This is a genomic window from Martelella sp. K41-7, from assembly GCF_055808365.1.
The window spans coordinates 48208-65998 of record NZ_JBVVRV010000002.1 but is presented as its reverse complement, the minus strand read 5'-3'; the positions used below and the strand labels follow the sequence as shown (position 1 = coordinate 65998).

Annotated in this window: 18 protein-coding genes and 4 pseudogenes; 9 read left to right on the top strand and 13 right to left on the bottom strand. The window is 56.3% G+C overall.

What is annotated here, in order from left to right:
• Positions 1-134 precede the first annotated feature (134 nt).
• From AC0L7L_RS20745 to AC0L7L_RS20725, 5 genes and pseudogenes are all read right to left on the bottom strand, one after another.
• The gene (locus AC0L7L_RS20745; RefSeq protein WP_272214496.1) at positions 135-392 is read right to left on the bottom strand and encodes an LAPAL motif-containing putative phage structural protein; all 258 of its coding nucleotides are present in this window, start codon (positions 390-392) and stop codon (positions 135-137) included.
• 4 nt (positions 393-396) lie between these two features.
• A complete protein-coding gene (locus tag AC0L7L_RS20740; protein WP_272214497.1) occupies positions 397-1233 on the bottom strand; it encodes an IS5 family transposase in 837 nt (278 codons plus the stop codon).
• A 54-nt stretch (positions 1234-1287) separates the two neighbouring features.
• Entirely contained in the window at positions 1288-1806 is a 519-nt protein-coding gene (locus tag AC0L7L_RS20735) for an LAPAL motif-containing putative phage structural protein (protein WP_473514145.1), read from the bottom strand.
• A gap of 142 nt (positions 1807-1948) precedes the next feature.
• Positions 1949-3016: an alkene reductase gene (locus AC0L7L_RS20730; RefSeq protein WP_473514264.1), complete on the bottom strand. Its 1068-nt coding sequence runs from the start codon at positions 3014-3016 to the stop codon at positions 1949-1951.
• A 467-nt stretch (positions 3017-3483) separates the two neighbouring features.
• Positions 3484-3661 (bottom strand): annotated as a pseudogene (locus AC0L7L_RS20725) (ISNCY family transposase); the annotation flags it as partial.
• 100 nt (positions 3662-3761) lie between these two features.
• On the opposite strand from AC0L7L_RS20725, the gene AC0L7L_RS20720 reads away from it, so the two are divergent.
• From AC0L7L_RS20720 to AC0L7L_RS20710, 3 genes are all read left to right on the top strand, one after another.
• A complete protein-coding gene (locus AC0L7L_RS20720) occupies positions 3762-4574 on the top strand; it encodes an AraC family transcriptional regulator (protein WP_272214499.1) in 813 nt (270 codons plus the stop codon).
• 71 nt (positions 4575-4645) lie between these two features.
• Positions 4646-5062, top strand: coding sequence for a cupin domain-containing protein (locus AC0L7L_RS20715; RefSeq protein ID WP_272214500.1), 417 nt, complete (start codon positions 4646-4648; stop codon positions 5060-5062).
• Between the two features lie 43 nt (positions 5063-5105).
• Complete coding sequence (locus tag AC0L7L_RS20710) at positions 5106-5828, top strand: GNAT family N-acetyltransferase (protein ID WP_473514144.1); 723 nt, start codon at positions 5106-5108, stop codon at positions 5826-5828.
• Here the strand turns inward: AC0L7L_RS20710 and AC0L7L_RS20705 are convergent.
• Positions 5791-6266, bottom strand: a pseudogene (locus AC0L7L_RS20705) (oxidoreductase); the annotation flags it as partial. The gene AC0L7L_RS20710 and the pseudogene AC0L7L_RS20705 overlap by 38 nt on opposite strands.
• 128 nt (positions 6267-6394) lie before the next feature.
• Here AC0L7L_RS20705 and AC0L7L_RS20700 point away from each other — a divergent pair.
• The gene (locus AC0L7L_RS20700; protein ID WP_473514263.1) at positions 6395-6766 is read left to right on the top strand and encodes a winged helix-turn-helix transcriptional regulator; all 372 of its coding nucleotides are present in this window, start codon (positions 6395-6397) and stop codon (positions 6764-6766) included.
• Positions 6767-6835: 69 nt separating this feature from the next.
• Here the strand turns inward: AC0L7L_RS20700 and AC0L7L_RS20695 are convergent.
• Positions 6836-7060, bottom strand: a pseudogene (locus AC0L7L_RS20695) (IS5/IS1182 family transposase); the annotation flags it as partial.
• Positions 7061-7137: 77 nt separating this feature from the next.
• Here AC0L7L_RS20695 and AC0L7L_RS20690 point away from each other — a divergent pair.
• Positions 7138-7722 (top strand): Mu transposase domain-containing protein, encoded by a 585-nt coding sequence (locus AC0L7L_RS20690; protein ID WP_473514143.1) that lies wholly within the window; start codon positions 7138-7140, stop codon positions 7720-7722.
• Positions 7719-8477 (top strand): IS21-like element helper ATPase IstB, encoded by a 759-nt coding sequence (gene istB, locus AC0L7L_RS20685; protein ID WP_272214502.1) that lies wholly within the window; start codon positions 7719-7721, stop codon positions 8475-8477. The genes AC0L7L_RS20690 and istB overlap by 4 nt, the downstream gene beginning before the upstream one ends.
• A 238-nt stretch (positions 8478-8715) precedes the next feature.
• Here the strand turns inward: istB and AC0L7L_RS20680 are convergent, their stop codons facing one another.
• From AC0L7L_RS20680 to AC0L7L_RS20655, 6 genes and pseudogenes are all read right to left on the bottom strand, one after another.
• Positions 8716-9822, bottom strand: a complete 1107-nt coding sequence (locus AC0L7L_RS20680) for an IS5 family transposase (protein WP_473514141.1) — start codon at positions 9820-9822, stop codon at positions 8716-8718.
• Between the two features lie 76 nt (positions 9823-9898).
• Positions 9899-10598: pseudogene (locus tag AC0L7L_RS20675) on the bottom strand (DarT1-associated NADAR antitoxin family protein).
• A 2-nt stretch (positions 10599-10600) separates the two neighbouring features.
• Positions 10601-11842 carry a DarT ssDNA thymidine ADP-ribosyltransferase family protein gene (locus tag AC0L7L_RS20670; protein ID WP_473514139.1) on the bottom strand — a complete coding sequence of 414 codons (1242 nt, stop codon included), beginning with the start codon at positions 11840-11842 and terminating at the stop codon, positions 10601-10603.
• A 46-nt stretch (positions 11843-11888) separates the two neighbouring features.
• Positions 11889-12368: a hypothetical protein gene (locus tag AC0L7L_RS20665; protein ID WP_272214505.1), complete on the bottom strand. Its 480-nt coding sequence runs from the start codon at positions 12366-12368 to the stop codon at positions 11889-11891.
• 379 nt (positions 12369-12747) lie between these two features.
• Entirely contained in the window at positions 12748-13374 is a 627-nt protein-coding gene (locus AC0L7L_RS20660; protein WP_473514137.1) for a hypothetical protein, read from the bottom strand.
• Entirely contained in the window at positions 13367-14065 is a 699-nt protein-coding gene (locus AC0L7L_RS20655; RefSeq protein WP_272214507.1) for a PDDEXK-like family protein, read from the bottom strand. Before AC0L7L_RS20655 ends, AC0L7L_RS20660 begins: the two co-directional genes overlap by 8 nt.
• A 498-nt stretch (positions 14066-14563) precedes the next feature.
• Between AC0L7L_RS20655 and AC0L7L_RS20650 the strand changes: the two genes are divergently transcribed.
• From AC0L7L_RS20650 to AC0L7L_RS20640, 3 genes are all read left to right on the top strand, one after another.
• Positions 14564-15034 carry a MerR family transcriptional regulator gene (locus tag AC0L7L_RS20650; protein ID WP_272214508.1) on the top strand — a complete coding sequence of 157 codons (471 nt, stop codon included), beginning with the start codon at positions 14564-14566 and terminating at the stop codon, positions 15032-15034.
• On the top strand, positions 14943-16106 hold the full coding sequence (locus AC0L7L_RS20645) for an MFS transporter (protein WP_473514135.1): 1164 nt from the start codon (positions 14943-14945) through the stop codon (positions 16104-16106). The genes AC0L7L_RS20650 and AC0L7L_RS20645 overlap by 92 nt, the downstream gene beginning before the upstream one ends.
• 522 nt (positions 16107-16628) lie before the next feature.
• Positions 16629-17715, top strand: a protein-coding gene (locus tag AC0L7L_RS20640) for an IS3 family transposase (RefSeq protein ID WP_272209663.1) whose coding sequence is annotated in 2 segments (ribosomal slippage) — positions 16629-16885 and positions 16884-17715 — 1089 coding nt in all. Because the reading frame shifts where the segments join, the coding sequence is not laid out codon by codon here.
• The last annotated feature ends 76 nt before the right edge of the window (positions 17716-17791 follow it).

The following is a 17791-nucleotide window of genomic DNA, read 5'->3' as shown; positions in this document are numbered from 1 at the left end:
GATTTCGCCGCGCTATCCACGAACGTCCGCTCTCATCTTCATGCAAGCTTTTAGCCAAAAGCTCGCATAAATTTAAAAGCTGACATTCCAGCCGGAACAAGTAAGTCGCAAAAGCGCCTTGCATGCTTTCATGTTTACATGAGGCGAAGTTGCCTTGCTGCGGGCTTGTGCTCGATCACCTTCATGACGGTTCGCTCTTTCTTGAGCCCCTTCGACGTCATTGATTGCCGTTCTCGCACTTCACAGATCAAATAGTCATTCTTCCCAAACGAGATTTCATCGTTGGCGATCTTATTAAGGAAATCGACATCTTCGATATCTGCTGTGAAGGGCTCGGCTCCATCTGTGAGACGCCACTTGTTGTCTTCTTTGAAGCTCAGAGCCGGATTCAAAAGTTCATGATGGGAAACGATATCGTGCGAGGCGTCTGGTCATCACCCTGATGCTTGCGATGTTGACCCATGCTGTGGCGCTTGCGATGGACTTTTCCCAATCTTTGGCCAGTCGACGGCATCGACCGAACCAGCCGAAGGTGCGCTCGACCACCCATCGGCGTGGCAGAACCTCAAAGCCTTTCGCTGTGTCGGAACGCTTGATGATCTCAAGGTTCCATTGGCCGCATCCGCGCAGCGCTTTTCGCAACTTCTGCCCGGCATAGCCGCCATCTGCGAAGACATGGCGCAACCAGGGGAAACGGTAGCGGATGGCTTTCAGGACATCGGGCGCACCGTCGCGGTCCTGGATATCGGCAGCATGGACAAGCACGAACAGCATCAGCCCGATCGTATCGGTGATGATGTGGCGCTTGCGGCCCTTGATCTTCTTGCCGGCGTCGTAGCCCGAGACCCCGCCACTTTCGGTGGTCTTGACACTCTGGCTGTCGATCACACCGGCCGTGGGCGAGGCCTCACGCCCCTCCAGTTCGCGCGTAGCACAGACAAGCAGATGGTTGATGGTCTGCCAAAAGCCGATATCGCGCCAGCCATAGAAATAGCCTCGCACCGTGGAGACCGGAGGGAAGTCCTTCGGCAGTGCCCGCCATTGACTGCCACTGCCCGCAATATAAAGGATCGCGTTCACCACTTCCCTCATATTCGTTTTCCGTGGCCGCCCACCGGGCTTGGCCGGCGGTATCAGTGGAGCAATTACAGCCCACTCACGATCCGTCAAATCGGTTGGATAGCGAAGGCGATCGCGGTTATGCTGCAGGCGGGTGATATCAGTCCAGGGCATGCAATCCTCCACGTTCTTGGCAGAGGTGGTTGAATCACATCCTTCTGATATCACTCAACAACTTTTAAATCGGGCTCTCAGAGAGATGATCTGAAGAGTCATTTTCCGGGTTTCATCTTCGATCTCTTCTTCTTCATTCTCTGGCACATCGAAAGATGGAATATCGCTCTTTTCTAAGACAAGCTCTTCGCCCCCTGGTTGGCGTGCCGAGATGCTCTCGATTCCCTCTTTTTCAAGGCTCGCGACCATCTTTCGCGCATGACTCCGCACATTGGCACTCTCTGCGAGTTTTATCGTTTGTAGATTGGTGATGAAATACGTGTCACCGATGTGAACAATGACATCTCCACCTTTTTCTTCAATCCGATCGGGCTTGCGTCCCTTCATCCATTTGAGCAAAGCAAGCAGACCACCACCAGCAACAGTAACACCGCCAACGGCCGCACCGCCGATCTTGAAGACAAGATCGGCAAGCCCATTTGCAGCCGCGATTTCGTCTTTGTGGGCTTGTGCGTAGGTGAATATGGATTCGATGATTGTAAATCGGCATAGGGGTTCGACGCCGATCGTCACGATAAGCCTTTGAAATATTTAAAGCGTATGGGGTCCGGGTGCCGCGCCGAATGACATCTTCATGTCCACGAAACCGGCAGCAGCACACATTTGCCGTACCGTCGGGTATGGCAAATGTGCATCTGGCTGGGTACCGTTTGTACTACGGCAGATTGGGATAGTCAGTGTATCCGTTTTCGCCGCCGCTATAGTAAGTGTCATGATCCGAAGGTGCCAAAGTCGCTTTCCTGCGGAAGCGTTCCGGCAGATCCGGGTTGCTGATGAAGAGCCTTCCAAACGTGACGGCATCAGCCAGGCCCGATTCGATGGCCTGCTCCGCAGTCTGCTGATCATAGTCGACATTCACCACGAAAAGGCCTGAGAACCGCTTCCGGGCCTCTGGTGCGAATGGCTTCGCTCCCTCCGGCAGGTTCGCGGACTCCATGAAATGGAGGATGCCGACCTTTTTCTTTTCAAGTGCCTCAACAGCAAACAGATATGTTTGCTCGAGATTGGAATCGCCCATGTCGTTATACGGAATACGCGGCGAAAGCCTGACCGAGACGCGCTCCGGCCCAAAGACGCTGATGGCGGCGTCCGTGGCTTCGAGCAGGAACCGCGCGCGGTTCTCGATCGGACCGCCATATTCGTCGGTCCTTTTGTTTGGGCCATCTTCCAGAAACTGTGCCGGCAAGTAGCCGTTGGCACCGTGGACTTCGACGCCATCGAAGCCTGCTTCCTTAGCGGCACGCGCCGCGGCTTCATAGTCTGCTATCGTGGATTTGATCTCATCGATTGTAAGCTCTCTCGGCGTGACCGTCGGCTTGGGGCCTTCTGCAGTAAACACCTGGCTGTCAAAGGGAATCGCGGACGGCGCTACAGGGAGTTCGCCGCCGTGAAAATCCGGATGGGACGCACGGCCTGTGTGCCAGAGCTGGGCGAAGATCAGGCCTCCAGCTTTGTGAACAGCCTCCGTGACTTTTTTCCATCCCGCGATCTGCTCGGCGGTGTGGATTCCCGGTGTGTTGGTCCAGCCGATTGCCTGGGAGCTGATCTGGGTTCCTTCGGTAAAAATCAGGCCGGCGGACGCACGCTGTGCGTAGTATGTCGCCGTCAATTCGTTGGCTACATGATCCTTGGATCGCGCTCTTGTCATCGGAGCCATGAAGACGCGATTTTTAAATGTGAGTTCGGCGTTGCCTACGGCACTTAGAAGCTTAGATGTTGGCATGTTTTCTCTCTGATTCTGCTTTCTCGATTGGTTGAATATCTGAATGAAGCCGGGGATCCCGAACGCGACCATTTGTGATGTACAGGCCTGCCAGGGCGACTGGCTGGCGCTGACTTTGAACCAATAGCCGAGGTCTCAAGTCGCAATTCGGAAGTCACCATTTGCATTCATTCCTGGAAATGCTCAGATCCGCACGAAAGGTGCCCTGGAGCCCATTTCGGCAGCCTGAGCGAGATCTATCGACGATTTGGAGACGGAATGTCTGTCTTGGATGAGGGTTCGTTGTGACATAAAATACTCCGTCTGCGTTGTCGACGAAGTAGTATATTAAATAAACCTAGCGTCAATTAGGCACTCGCAATACACTTGGTAGGTCTAGGGATACCTGGAGGCGAATAAGTTCTTCTCCGCCCTGTTTCCAATCGCAGTCCCCATTCACTATCTGTCATTCCAGCAGACGAAACGGCATAAACCTTCCTCGCATGCAGATCGTCGAAGGTGTTCTCCGAGCTGGCAAAACGAAGATGCAGGCGCTTGTCGATTGCATCACCGATGGAGACCAGCAGGGCACATTTAGGACTGCGGTTCTCGAACCATCAGTGATGCGAGGCCATCAGTCTGCACCAGTTCGCACGCGGAGCGACCTGCCCAAAGCTCCCGTTCGGGTCTCGGATCTACGAAACCCGAAGGCGGGCTTTCCACTGGCGCAATTGCCAGCGAACGACGCGGCGAATAACGTGGCCGCATGAAAACAGAAATTATATTTCTTTCGCCAGAACGACAGGCGCTTATTGATGAGTATGAACGCGCTGATCGCAGTGTCGTCGGCTTCGCCATGGATTATCCACATGGGCTTTCCTCGGGGAGGCACAGCCATCCCAAAGCGCAACTTGTCTACGCGATCTCGGGGTTGATGCGCGTGGAAACCGCAAACGCTTTGTTCCTGCTTCCACCGACCAAGGCCTTGTTTCTGCCTGCGGACGAAGCGCATTCCATCTCCATGGAGGGCGATGTCGCGATGCGCGAATTGTTCATCGAACGAACCATGGCTGTGGCTCTCGTCCAGGAACCGCGGGTGCTGACGGTCAATCCGCTGCTGCGGGAACTGATCCTTGCAATCTGTGCCGAACCGGTGGACTGGGCCCCTGACGGGCGATGCCCGCATATCATCGCCCTTATCATCGATGAAATCGGACGGGCCAAAACCCTGATGACACGCCTGCCGCAACTGCGGGAAGCGCGTTTGTCCAGGATCGCGCGGGCCATCGTCGAAAATCCTGCCGATCCACGAACGCTTGATGACTGGGCCGAAGTTTGCGGCGCATCGGCGCGGACACTGGCGCGGCTGTTCCTTCACGATACCGGGATGACCTTTGGGCAATGGCGGTTACAGGCGCGCCTGAACGCGGCGTTCGCCCTGCTGATGACCGACGGCGAAATAGACCGCATCGCCCAGAAGGTCGGCTTCAGCAGTCAATCCGCGCTCGGGGTCGCGTTCCGCCGAACCTTTGGCATGACCCCGGCACAAGCCCGGAAACTGCATCTTGACGGACCCTAGTCTTTGTCCGTTTCGCAACAAGACTTGTCCTTCTGTTTTTCAGACGAACCGTCGATACTGCATGACAGACCATGACTGCATCGAGAGGAAGTCTTATGGGCAAGGAACTGTTTTCCGAAATTGGCATCATCCGCGCGGCGGACCTTGAAGAGGGGCCGATCACGCCAGGGCAGATCCGGCGCAAGGCGCTGGAAGTTGGGGAGCTTTGGGTCGGCGAATGTCATGTTACTGCGCTGGATCAACCAAGCCAGTGGCACCACCACAATGACTTCGACAGCGTCATGTATATGCTCTCGGGCCGCATCCGCGTCGATCATGGCACGGGCGGGAAGCAGTCTTTCGAACTCGGAGCGGGTGACTACGCCTATTTCCCACGCCGTGTGATTCATCGGGCGCAGATCCTGCAAGGCGGAGATGACGTACGGTATGTCTTCGTCAGGATCGGCCGGGGCGAGACGCTGGAAAATGTGGCCGGTCCTGAGGCCTGAGTATGCCGGTTAAGCCGGTCGAACATTCAAGAAGGAGCCTGAAATGGCAGAAGACCTGTCCAGATGGACCCAGCGCCCCAAACCCCGAACCGAGCCGATGAACGGACGGTTCGTCCGGCTGGAAAAGCTCGATCCGGCAAGGCATGCGGACGGCCTGTTCGATGCCTCGGCCCAACCGGATGGGGACGAGCGGTTCCGCTGGTTGCCCAATGTCTCGCCAACCGACCGCGACGTCTTTCGCACCTGGGTGGAGCAGTCGGCAGCAAGCGAGGATCCGCTATTCTTTGCTGTGATCGACAAAGCATCGGGCAAGGTTGCAGGGCGGCAGGCCTTCATGCGGATCGATGCGGACAACGGTGTGGCCGAGATCGGCCATATCTACTGGGGCCCATTGGTGTCACGAAAGCCAGCGGCAACCGAGGCCCTGTTCCTGTTTGCCCATCACATCTTTGACGACCTCGGCTATCGCCGCTTCGAGTGGAAATGCGACAACGAAAACCTGCCGTCCAAACGGGCAGCACACCGTTTCGGTTTCCAGCACGAGGGGGTGTTTCACCAGCACCTGATCGTGAAGGGCCGGAACCGCGACACCGCATGGTTCGCGATGCTTGACAAAGATTGGACGAAGCTGCGGCCTGCCTATGAGGCTTGGCTTGCGCCGGAGAACTTTGATGCCGAGGGTGTACAAAGGAAGATGCTTGAGGATTTCCGCGCGGAGTTTTGCGTGCTTCCACCTCAGTCGAAGAGACCGCCCGCCGAGCGCTGAAATCCTGCTGCTTCCACTGGCAGCCGCGCATGATGATCGGGAAATCTGGGCCCACCGCCCGGCACGGCGCTGACGATCACCACCGCGAACGATCCTTGATCGTGAGGCCACCACAACGTTCGGCGCGCAGATTGGTACCCGCGCAAAAGAATTGGTCGATGAGATAACCGTGGGCACCGTGCATATCGGCGGTATCAAAGCCCAGCCGCTTGGCGTCCGCTGCAGCCTTGACAAAGGCCGCGACCGTATCGGCGATGACTTGCTCGTTCATGGCGACGCGGCGCGGTTCGCCCGGGGTGTCCAAACCGTCCCGCTGCTGATAGCAGGCTGCGCTGACTGGCCCCGGAATACCTTCAGGAGAGAACCGGCGCGTCATCGGCGCCAATGACGATGTGGCTTTTTCAGGTCGAGCGACCGGGCGGTAAACGGGTGGAACAAGCTGCTGGAATCGGGATGGGGATGGGGATGACAGAGACTCCGTTTTCAATTATCTAGCATGGTATACGTTGTAGACTTGGCGTCAGTCAGTCGCCTGAAGTCGCCTTGGAACATTGAAGGAAACAGCCATGCTTGAACTTGAACCGATCTGTTTCTCGTCAGAATGTCCTAGCCGGGCATTGTTCGATCAGATCGCCGACAAATGGTCGATGATGGTCCTGGCCGTGCTCGACGACGGACCGCTGAGGTTCAACGCCATCCGTCGCAGGCTGCAAGGCGTCACCCAGAAGGCGCTTACCCAGTGCCTTCGCCGGTTGGAACGCAACGGCTTGATCGCAAGAGAGGTTATTTCGCTTTCGCCGGTTGCGGTTCAGTATCAGATCACACCACTTGGGCGAACGCTGCAGCAGCCTTTTCGAGCCCTGCACGAGTGGACGCTCGAAAAGCTGCCCGAGGTTGATGCCGCACGGGACTCGTTCGACGCGGTGCACAGCAAGTAGACGCGCCGCGATGGTGAAGCTGCAAAAGCTGCGGTGCAGTAAGAGGCGGGACTGGCCCGGTATCCCCAACCCTGCCAGCGCCACTGAGCGCCCCCCATCGCTCATCTGGCCCTCACTGAGCAGCATGATGATCGGGCGCCCCTCGTCAGTGCGGAGCGCTTTCAGGTGCGTGGCGTCGATCATGATGCGCTGGGGCCTGGGAGCCTCACCGGCCAGCGCCGCGAAGATGCGGTCGAACACGCCAAGACGGCTCCAGCGAATGAAACGGTTATAGAGCGTTTTGTGTGGCCCGTAGCTGTTCGCATGGACTGCGATGACGAGATGAATGTAAATCGGCATAGGGGTTCGACGCCGATCGGCACGATAAGTCTTTGAAAGATTTAAAGAGTGTGGGGTCCTGGTGCCGCGCTGAACTACAATCCGGTGACTATTCCGTGCCTGTCGCCTACGGTCATCAGGACGTTTGGGTTCGAGGCTATGTCGACAAGGTGGTGATTGGTTGCCGCGGCGAGATCATCGCCCGCCATCCCAGGAGCTGGGATCGGGAAGATGTCATCTTCGACCCTGTTCATTACCTGCCGCTGATCGAACAGAAGATCAATGCGCTGGATCAGGCGGCCCCTCTGCAGGGCTGGGCTCTGCCGGAGGAGTTTGCGACACTGTGCCGGCTGATGGAAGGCCGCATGGCAAAGCATGGCCGGCGAGAATACGTGCAGGTTCTTCGACTGCTGGAAAGCTTCGATATGGCTGACCTGCATGCGGCGATCAAGCAAGCCCTGCAACTCGGCGCGATTGGCTTCGACGCCGTCAAACATCTGATTCTTTGCCGGGTGGAGCGCCGGCCGCCGCGACTGGATCTGTCGATCTATCCCTACCTGCCGAGAGCAACCGTCGAGACGACATCGGCGAAGGCGTACATGGGCCTCTTGTCATCGGGGAAGGGAGAAGCGGCATGAGCACCGAAGCACCCGAGATTCTGCTTGCCCACGACCTCAAGACCCTGAAGCTGCCGACCTTCCAGCGGGAGTATCAGAAACTGGCCCGGCTTTGCGCCACCGAGGGCGTCGACCACATCGGGTACCTCAGCCGGCTTGCCGAGCGGGAAATGGTCGAACGGGATCGTCGTAAGGTCGAGCGGCGTATCAAGGCAGCCAAATTCCCGGTCGTCAAAAGCCTCGACAGTTTCGACTTTGCCGCCATCCCGAAGCTCAACAAGATGCAGGTGCTGGAGCTGGCCCGCTGCGAATGGATCGAGCGTCGCGAGAACGTCATCGCTCTCGGCCCCAGCGGAACCGGGAAGACGCACATAGCGCTCGCCCTCGGCCTTTCAGCCTGCCAGAAGGGCCTGTCTGTTGGCTTCACCACAGCCGCAGCCATGGTCAGTGAGATGATGGAAGCCCGTGACGAGCGGCGTCTCTTGCGTTTCCAAAAGCAGATGGCAGGGTACAAGCTGCTGATCATCGACGAACTCGGCTTCGTGCCGCTCTCCAAGACTGGCGCGGAACTGCCGTTCGAGTTGATCTCGCAACGTTATGAGCGGGGCGCCACCCTGATCACCAGCAATTTGCCCTTTGACGAATGGACGGAAACTCTGGGTTCGGAGCGACTGACCGGCGCTCTGCTCGACCGCGTCACGCACCATGTCAACATTCTCGAAATGAATGGCGACAGCTATCGTCTCGCCCAAAGCCGTGCCCGAAAGGCCAGCTGAAACCCTTCAAAATCGCTACGCAGGTATGAGGCCCCCGCTCGGGCTACGCCCTCCCGCGGGCCTCATACCTGCGCCCGAGGTGGCCGACTTTTGCTCCGCCCCGTGGCCGGTTTTTACGCCGCCGTTGACAGCTGGGTTGGTTGTTTTGGTGGCGCATTCGGCTGGGTATTGCGTTTGATGCGGGTGCTGACTTCGGTCGCCTGTGTTGGCCCTTGCTCTTTGGTGGCTGGGCGGCGGCCTATGCGGCGGCTTGTGCAAGAAGCTTCGGCAGTCTGACAAGGTTATAGGCCGCGATGGCGAATCCGAAGACGGCGGCGACTTTCGGCCTTCCCCGGACCTTTACTTTGGCGAAACCGGCCTGCGCCTTGACCCAGCCGAACACCTCTTCGATGCGCTTGCGGCAGCGCAGGCTTATGCCGTAGCCGGGATGGTGCGTCGTGCGCTTGTCGATGGCGGTTTTACGGAGCTTGCCGGTCCTGGAAATACTGCCGTTGATGGCGATATGCGGTGTGACCTTGCGGGCGCGCAAGCTCCCGACAAAGGCTTCGACATCATAAGCCTTGTCGGCGGCAAGCGTGATGCGTCGGCTTTTTGTGCTTCGCCGGTCGAGCATGGCAAGGGTTGCCTCGCGCTCGGCCAGCCCGGTCGCCAGCGTCAGTTCGGCATCGACGACAAGCCCGTTGCGGTTTTCCATCAGCGCGTGGCCCATGTAGCACAGCCGACTTTCCCGCCCATTGGCCTTGCGATAGAGCTGCGCATCGGGATCGGTTGTCGAGGCATGCGTCTCGTTTGAGCGTTTCTCGCCATGAAAGTCACGCTCGCCATTGCGTCCCGGTTGAGGCGGATCGCCCGAGCCATCCTTGGGACGAAAGCTCTTCATGCTCGCCCAGGCGTCAATCAGCGTGCCGTCCACCGAAAAATGTTCGCTCGACATCAACCGCTTGACCTTGGGCAGGGTCATCAGCGCGGACAGGAAATCCCGCGCCACATCGGCTTCCAGAAGACGGTCACGATTGTGCGTGAAGCCGGTTGGATGCCAGACATCGGCATCCATCGACAGGCCGACGAACCAGCGAAACAAGAGATTGTAGTTGATCTGCTCCATCAGCATCCGCTCGGAGCGGATCGAGAAGAAAGCCTGCAAAAGCGTGGCCCGAAGCAGCATCTCGGGCGGGATCGAAGGTCGGCCGACGCGCGCATAAAGCACCTCAAGCCGACCGCTGAGCGACGCCAGAACCTCATCCGTCAGCGTCCGGATCGCCCGCAACGGATGATCCGCCGGAACGCGTTCCTCCAGCCGTACGAAACTAAAAAGCTCATCCCCGTGATCCGATCGACCGCGCATAAATCAACCCCCGCAAATCAATGCCGAAAGTGAATCACAAACTCTGCCCGCTGACGAGCAGTTTTGCAGCAGCCTGTTAGAACAGGCTGCCCTGCGCACTATCGTCTTGCCGTGCATTCGAGATCAAGACCTGATCAAGAGCAGCAAGGAACGCCTTTCTGTCTGTCGCCGCCCGCCGAAGCAATCCGCGAAGCGAAAGCGATACATAAAGTGCCGCCGAATAGGCTTGGCAGTTAATCGATTTTTCGGGGTTAAACTCGATATCCGTGAAGGCTGAATAGTCCAACAAACGTTCAGCCAATTGAGGCTGGCGAACAAGAGCACTGATGTAAAGCCAATCGTAAAAGCCAGTCTGTGGCTCGAGTGGCCAGTCTTCACCACCGAACCGAAAAGCCACCAATCGACCAGAGGACTTCAAGCGCGGGTCCCGCTTGGCTTCGCGCGGCGACACATTGAACAGATCCGTATAGGGGCCGCCCTCCTCAAAAACCTTGCTGCCCTGAAAAGCGCATTCGAGAGGCAGTGGGTTCCCAGTTTGCGGGTAATTTAGCTTCAAATTGAATGCGCTGAGTGCGATGCCGAGACTCTCTTCGGATTTACTCGATATTTCCAACACCGAATTGACCCCAACCGATTGCAGGCTGGCTTCGTGCAGTGAAGCGACTGACTTTTTTCTGAGCTGCGGACATCCCCGCAAACCATTTGAAGGTGACGAACTGGGTTTTTACATAGACTTTGCCGTCAGTCACCGGAATAAAAATTGGTCGTGCGGCCATTGTTATTTTCCGTATTTTCGAGCGAACCTGCGTGATTCAAACAGGTTATCACCTTTGACAGAGAAGAAGGACTGGCGTCTAGAAACGATCCGCTCCTTTTTGCCGACAGCCTGACTGTGGCGCTGCGCAGCTTCATCGCTTTCGAACACCACTCCGGTTATCTCTTCCGGCGGTATCGCACCGAAGACAAGCACTTCGGCCTGTGGGTCCGTCGGATCATAGCGCTCAAGGCGTTCAACCGAGCGGGCCGAGAGCGTATCGTCCTCATTGAACATCGCCCTGAATGTGGCAGCACTCTTGAGATCGCCAATATCTGAATTGCGAATACGGCGATCAGCGGCATTATGTCGGCAGAATGCACAGCCCAGCTGCCACAAAATTCTGGGTTTCAGCAACAAGATGGCCCAATCGATATCCGGGTTAAGCTGGCGATATTTATAGAACATCTGGTAGTTGGGAAAACCAATCGAAAGGGACGTTGCATTGCGGTGCCTGTCCCAGCGGTTATGGTCATTCACCTCTTGGCGTATCCCCGATTGGCGGCCAGTCGACACCGGGATTAATCCGTATTTCATGATAGAGGACAAATTCGAGCACCGCGTGAAATGCACGAGAAACGGGATGTCCAGCTCCAGAGCGGTTTCCTCAATATCCTCTCGTTCACGTCCGATCCAGGAATCGGCAAGATTGTGTGCACGATCGTCACTCTCGAAAAAGATGTCGAAGGGAGAACGCTGATCATGCGAAAAGGACTCTTCGATGAAAGCGGGACCTTCTTCTCGCATTCCCGGCGGCGGTGGTCCGGGGCTATCAGTGATAGCCCCCTTATCTTCAGCTCCATTCGGAGCCGCATTAACGTCTTCCAGAATTGCTCTAAGAAAAGTATCACTTAGCGTTTCATTTTGAGCGGCTATGATGTCCGATTCTAGAACCTTAGAGTTCTCAATACTGGCCACGACGGCAAGAAACAGCTCGGAACCACCCTTTGTGGAGGCCATCAAGTCAACAAATCGGGACAAGAGATCCTGATCGGCCTCTAGCCTACTCGCCATTTCCCTGAAACTTTTGGCTTGGTTTTCGACTTCGGCATAGAATGCGTCTGTGAGTGCCTGCTTCGTCTCCGCGTCATACGTATCAACCTGGGAGAGCGCTTCGCGGCGGTCGCGGTTGATTTTGAGCAAACTACCGGTAGATTTGTCGTCCTCAGGATTCTCATTGCGTTCCGCCTCAGCTTGACGCTCCATTCGCGCCCTAAGTTCCTCGAGTGTGTCCGGAGACAGCGCGCGTTTTTTAGCCTTCGAGATCTGTAGGAAAGTCCGCAAGTTTAAACTTTGTTTCGATTACCCTCGTCTGCACTTTGATCGGAGAACAGATATTTAGCTTCCGGTTTGAGAGTCTGGTTGCCTCAAGAATATTTTCAAGTTCGCGATTAAATGAATTGAGGCTTCCGACGAACCCCTCATCCGCGCGCGCCTCCTCTTCCAAATCCTGTTTGCCCGCTTGCAACTTCGCGCGCGGGGTGTCTGACACAAGCTCTGGCGGTTGGCTGGGCCCGAGCAATGAGGGCGAGGTAAATTGATGTCTGGGCCTCAGTAGGAAATACGTTCCCCAAACGACGGCCAACTGCAGGAACAACAATGGTGGATAGAAAAGATTGATGACAGAAAAAGCCGTCCAACCCCAGGCGGCGGCCAAAAATAATTTTGAACGAAGTAGACGAACTCCAGTCAGCGTGAACACGATAACAAGCTGATATGCAATGACAGTCATGACGCCCCCGAGAAGCCAATAGCATATTGGCTACAATCCAAGGGTTAACTGAAGGTTAGTAACAACTGAAATAGACTAGAAATTAGCTGCTTCCAAAGGAGGTCAGGAGTTTTGCCTGCTTCGGGTTGGAATGTCATTGTCGATGACACTTACGCAGTTTCAACCCACGACGGCGCACCTGTGCCTGCCAGCGCCCTCTGAGCTTGCGTATTGTCGCCATCGTGATCTCCGAGTTAACTACTGTGATCACGCGTAGGATGCCGGTGATGAGGAGCCAAGGATTATCCCGGCGAACCTTTGCGACATCCGCAACGGGCAGAAACAATTAAAGGCATTGGCTCCGGCGTGTCGGCCCTAGTTGGCCGAGGACGAGCAGCGTTCACGGTTCATGCTTCTTCAGCACTGTATCCACGAATCTAACAAGCTGCAGCAAATCTTCGGCCAGAACATCTTCCAGAAGTCGCCCTTCCACCAGAGCACCACCTTTCATATATGCCAACCCGGCCGGTGTCTTCAGATCGCCTACATCAACAAACCTCGAAAAAAACGGCCACCAAGGCCGCGATTCTTCACGATTGCGAAGCAAATTTAGTTCTTCGACGTTAACGTGCTTGAGCATGCCCCATAAAGTCGAGTCGATAGGCTTACGCAGCTCTTCCGGTCCACAATAGGCACGAATTCCAGCCGCCACGCCATAGTAGTTCGGATCGTCGAACTCAATTCTGACCGAGAGCTCAGATGGCCAGCCTTGACGCCGCCAGGAAATTCCAGCCCAACGCACCGCTTTTCTTGCAGCGTCGTTAGAAACCACAATTCCGTCCTCCATTGCGGCAATGCGCTGATCTAACCGATGGAGAAATTCCTTGATCTGAAGGTCGAGGATTTCAATCCATGTCTCGGAAACGGCAGCCGCCAGCTCTAGCTCTGACAAACTCCCTTTCTGGGCGCTCGCAAGCAACCGCGCGCTGACAGCAGACTTCACCGCTTCAAACTCAGACCTATTCATTCGATACCTCCTCCGATAAATCAGTGAAATTCTGCTCAACCCAGTCAGCGAAGTCAGACAGATAGACACGCACTTTCGGCGCTTTTGCTCGCGCTTCGCACGAGCGAAGCCAGGATGAAAGGCTCGGTCGGTCGCCTTGGCTCGTGTAGCAGATTGTTACATATCGCCCGCCAAATTCCTCAATTGTAGAGACATTCATGGTCTGCGATTCGGTCCCACGACCAGAAAGATAGACCAGATGCCCACCCTCGCGCACATGAGCGCGCTTAATATAAGAGGCGTAACGTTCCATCTGATCGGGTTGCTCGGAAGCATAGGGTTTGTTTTCGATAATCAGAAAATCCACCATCCGCAACTGAAGAACGATATCAATCTGTCCTTCCGATACCCGTTTTTCCCGCAGGACTCGTATATTCGTTATGTCGTCAGTCACCACGGCGGCGGTGAAATCACATAGCTTCAGAAACAGCTCCAAAAACACATCGCCTTGCCCATGAACTCCATTGGGATCAAGGAGATCGGCAATCATGCGGGAGAGACCCAACTCGTCCGTGCGCATATAATCGAGTAGATTCAGGTCCGATCCTAGTTCATAGGCAAGCCTGCGCCCCAAAGTCGTCGCCGCCGACGCAACAGTTTCCATCGTTGTGAAAAAGTGGTCGACCCGCCTGTCAATTTCCATTTTCTCCATCCCCGCTCCTTATTGCGATTCAAAAACCGCAACGCGATTCCCTCAATCGCTGTTCGATCTCGGGTATAGTTCGATCATGAAGTGAATAGCCCCGAGTTTTGTAGACGCCAACCATAAGCGAAAAGGACGCATTTGCGACCGCATCGATCGTGTGACCTTGTATCGCCTGCGCCCCGGTCGTGGCGCTCGCGAGGAACGGCGCAAATAAACACGCCACATCCAGATCGAGACATGGACCAAGTTAAAAATAAAGAATTGATTTTCCGAAAAAATCTGGCGGGCCGAAGACGGCGAAACCGAGAACTACACCTACGCCATAGCCCTACAAATTGACTCGCCATGACATCCTTTCGCGTTTCACCAGCAAGTCAAATGCCGCACTGACGCGAGAGAGCCGCGAGCCATCCGTCGTCGCGAAACACGGGCATCATTCTTGAAATTCGGCCTTGACATTGACACTAATGTCAAGGTGCTAGGGCAGCGTGGAAAGGGACCGAAATGCAGATCAAGGAAGCTGCCGAAAGGCTCGGGATCACGGAGCGCATGTTGCGCCATTATGAGAAGGCGGGCCTCATGGATGCCCAGCGCTCGAAGAATGGCTATCGCAGCTACAGCGAAACCGACCTGCGCCGGGCGGGACGCATCCGCGATCTCATTGCGACAGGCTTTTCTACACGCGAGGTCCGCGCCATGGCGGCCTGCCTCTCCGACGAGGGTGCAGGACCGTGTGAGGGCGGTATTCCGCAATTGCTGGAAAAACTGGAGCATATCGACCGGCTCAGAGCCGATCTTGATGCAAAGCGGGAAGCGGTACTCGACCGCCTCGCCATGTTTCGGGAGTCCCTTTCGACCCATCACGAAAGGAACGACCTACACCATGCTGCGCCTGATACTTCTCTTCTTGATCGCCTTCCTCGTGGGGGCCGACGAATTCCTGTTGGGGCCGATCCTCACGCCGATAGGAACTGACCTTTCGGTTCCGGCCGAGCGCATCGCGCTATTCATCACGGCCTACAGTCTGCCACTGGCGATCATGGCCCCTATCCTTGGCGGCGTTTCCGACCGATACGGGCGGCTCGCCGTCCTTGTCCCCTCAACGCTCGTGTTCGGCCTCGCGTCGATTGCCACGTCCTTCGTCCCTACATTCGAGACGGGCATTGCCACCCGCATCCTGACTGGGGCGGCGAGCGGCGGAATGCTCGGCATCGCCATGGCGATGGCAGGCGACCTTGGCGAGAAGGCCGCGCCCAAGGCCATCGCCTTCGTCACTTCCGGCCTCACGCTCGGCATCATTCTCAGCCCCGGCATCGGCGCGCTGTCGGCGGAGTTTTGGTCATGGCGGTTCGCCTTTGCGGCGCTCGGTGGAATGGCTCTAATCGTGGTTTTGATCGGCCTGCCGTCGTTGCGCACGACACCGGCACCAAATCATCGACCGAACGCCGATGCTGACAATGTGGTGGGGCCGCTTTTCGTGCCGGGCGCATGGGGAAGCCTGATCGCCATGGCCTCTGGCCTCGGCGGCGCGGTCGGTTGCTTCGCGCTGGTGGGCGAGCGACTGCGTTCCCTTTACGAATGGGACACGGCAACAGTGGGCATGGTCTATGCCGGCTTTGGCATCCTCACGCTGGTCGGCAATTTCACCATGCCGATGGCGCTGGCCCGCATCGGCAGCGGTCGCGCGTTGATGCGGATCGCGCTGATCTTCGTGCTGGCAGCGATTGCCGTCACCTATGTCTTTGACAGCCTTGCTCCGGCTTTGGTTCTGCTTGCACTGGCGATGTGGGCGGTGCTTGGCGGCATCGGCGCTCCGGGCCTGCAAACCCATATCGCGCAACTCTCACCCACCCGCAGAGGCACGCTGATGGCATTGGCGGGAAGCAGTATGAACCTAGGTGTCGCAGGAGCGACCGCGCTGGCGTCCAGCGTCTACCCGGCTGGCGCAGCATGGGTTGCCGTTGTAGCGCTGATTCTTATTGTCATCGCGATATTGGCTTTGCGCCCGGTTGACGCAGGCGCTGCTGAAAGGGTCTCAAAAAGATAACCCGCCATGTGCCGTTGACCCTTCCAATCGCGCCATATGGCGTGCGGTGATCGGCGGCACATAGGCTATTTTCGGCGTCAATCGGCGGTGTTTGGCGGACCGGGCCGGATTCGAACTTATACGCTGAAGTGATCGCCTAGAACTCGGTTACGCCATATGCATTGTCTGCTTTCGGGCGATCGCAAGAGACAGTTGAACGGCCGGAATTGGGGCGCATTTTCGCCTGGCCGCTTTCCACCTTATTCTTGAACGTTCGCGGGTGAATCCTGAGATCACGAAAGCCGTCAATGGAAGTGCTACTGAGTGACGACGTATCCGACAGAGTCTTCATCTTCCAGGCCGACCAGCAGCACCATAATCCGCTAGCCCCACACCTGGGCGGTCTCGGCTTGGTAGAATGCGACCTCCAGCGGCCACTTGTTGTGTCGAAGGCTCGCCAGCCATTTGGAACGGTAATCCCCCCGAAAAATAATGGGCTTCAAAAGTAGAATTTTCTCGGGTTTTATGACTGAGGAGATTTTGATGAAAAAGACGAGATTTAGCGAAGCACAGATTATTGGCATTCTGCGTCAGGCAGAAGGTGGCGTTCCTGTGCCTGAACTTTGCCGGGAGCACGGGATGAGTTCAGCGAGTTTTTATAAATGGCGGGCCAAATATGGCGGCATGGATGCGTCGATGATCAGCCAGATGAAAGCGCTGGAAGACGAGAACCGCCGTCTGAAAAAGATGTATGCGGAGATGAGCATGCAAACCGAACTGCTGAAAGAGGCTTTGGGAAAAAATGACGCGGCCATCTCTACGCCGGGAGGTGGCCGCGCAAGCCGTGGCGATACGTGGGGTGAGCATAGCACTTGCCTGCCGAACGTTCGGTGTCAGCGAAACTTGCTACCGATACAAAGGCAAACGCAATGATGAGAATGAACAGATCGCCGATCTTCTGACCGGCTTGACGCAGGCAAAGAAGAACTGGGGCTTTGGCCTTTGTTTTCTCTATCTGCGGAACGTACAGGGACGGCGCTGGAATCATAAGCGTGTTTATCGCATCTACCGCGCGCTTGAGCTGAACCTCAGGATCAAGCCACGCCGGCGGCTGAAACGGGAAAAACCGGATACACTCAATGTCCCGACAACGCCGAACGCGGTCTGGTCCATGGACTTTATGGCGGATCGGCTGGCCGATGGCCGGCAGTTTCGGCTTTTGAATGTTCTGGATGACTTTAACCGTGAGGGGCTTGGCATTGAGGTCGATTTCTCTCTACCTGCGGAGCGTGTCATCCGTAGCCTGAACCAGATCATTGAGTGGCGCGGCAAACCGCTGGCAATACGTGTTGACAATGGCCCGGAATATGTCAGTGGAAGGCTTATGGACTGGGCTGAAAATCAGGGCATTGCGCTGAATTACATCCAGCCTGGAAAGCCGCAGCAGAACGCTTATGTCGAACGCTACAACCGGACAGTACGACACGAATGGCTTGACCAATACATCATCGAGAGTATCGAAGAGGCGCAGGCGTTCGCCACACAATGGTTATGGAGCTATAACAACGAGCGACCCAATATGGGCATCGGCGGAATGACACCCGCACAGAAACTGAAAATGGCTGCGTGAATTCTACCAAAAAGCCCCGTTAAAAAGGGGAGGATTACCGCTCGTGATGTAACGAACGGCAGCTTTAAGGACGAAG

Bases quoted from the DNA above. Each gene is read 5' to 3' on its own strand.
- AC0L7L_RS20665 (WP_272214505.1), bottom strand. From the start codon at position 12,368: ATGACTGTCATTGCATATCAGCTTGTTATCGTGTTCACGCTGACTGGA.
- AC0L7L_RS20710 (WP_473514144.1), top strand. From the start codon at position 5,106: ATGGCAGAAGACCTGTCCAGATGGACCCAGCGCCCCAAACCCCGAACC.
- AC0L7L_RS20720 (WP_272214499.1), top strand. From the start codon at position 3,762: ATGAAAACAGAAATTATATTTCTTTCGCCAGAACGACAGGCGCTTATT.
- AC0L7L_RS20740 (WP_272214497.1), bottom strand. From the start codon at position 1,233: ATGCCCTGGACTGATATCACCCGCCTGCAGCATAACCGCGATCGCCTT.
- AC0L7L_RS20730 (WP_473514264.1), bottom strand. From the start codon at position 3,016: ATGCCAACATCTAAGCTTCTAAGTGCCGTAGGCAACGCCGAACTCACA.
- AC0L7L_RS20650 (WP_272214508.1), top strand. From the start codon at position 14,564: ATGCAGATCAAGGAAGCTGCCGAAAGGCTCGGGATCACGGAGCGCATG.
- AC0L7L_RS20680 (WP_473514141.1), bottom strand. From the start codon at position 9,822: ATGCGCGGTCGATCGGATCACGGGGATGAGCTTTTTAGTTTCGTACGG.
- AC0L7L_RS20660 (WP_473514137.1), bottom strand. From the start codon at position 13,374: ATGAATAGGTCTGAGTTTGAAGCGGTGAAGTCTGCTGTCAGCGCGCGG.
- AC0L7L_RS20715 (WP_272214500.1), top strand. From the start codon at position 4,646: ATGACTGCATCGAGAGGAAGTCTTATGGGCAAGGAACTGTTTTCCGAA.
- istB (WP_272214502.1), top strand. From the start codon at position 7,719: ATGAGCACCGAAGCACCCGAGATTCTGCTTGCCCACGACCTCAAGACC.
- AC0L7L_RS20670 (WP_473514139.1), bottom strand. From the start codon at position 11,842: ATGGAGCGTCAAGCTGAGGCGGAACGCAATGAGAATCCTGAGGACGAC.
- AC0L7L_RS20655 (WP_272214507.1), bottom strand. From the start codon at position 14,065: ATGGAGAAAATGGAAATTGACAGGCGGGTCGACCACTTTTTCACAACG.
- AC0L7L_RS20700 (WP_473514263.1), top strand. From the start codon at position 6,395: ATGCTTGAACTTGAACCGATCTGTTTCTCGTCAGAATGTCCTAGCCGG.
- AC0L7L_RS20645 (WP_473514135.1), top strand. From the start codon at position 14,943: ATGCTGCGCCTGATACTTCTCTTCTTGATCGCCTTCCTCGTGGGGGCC.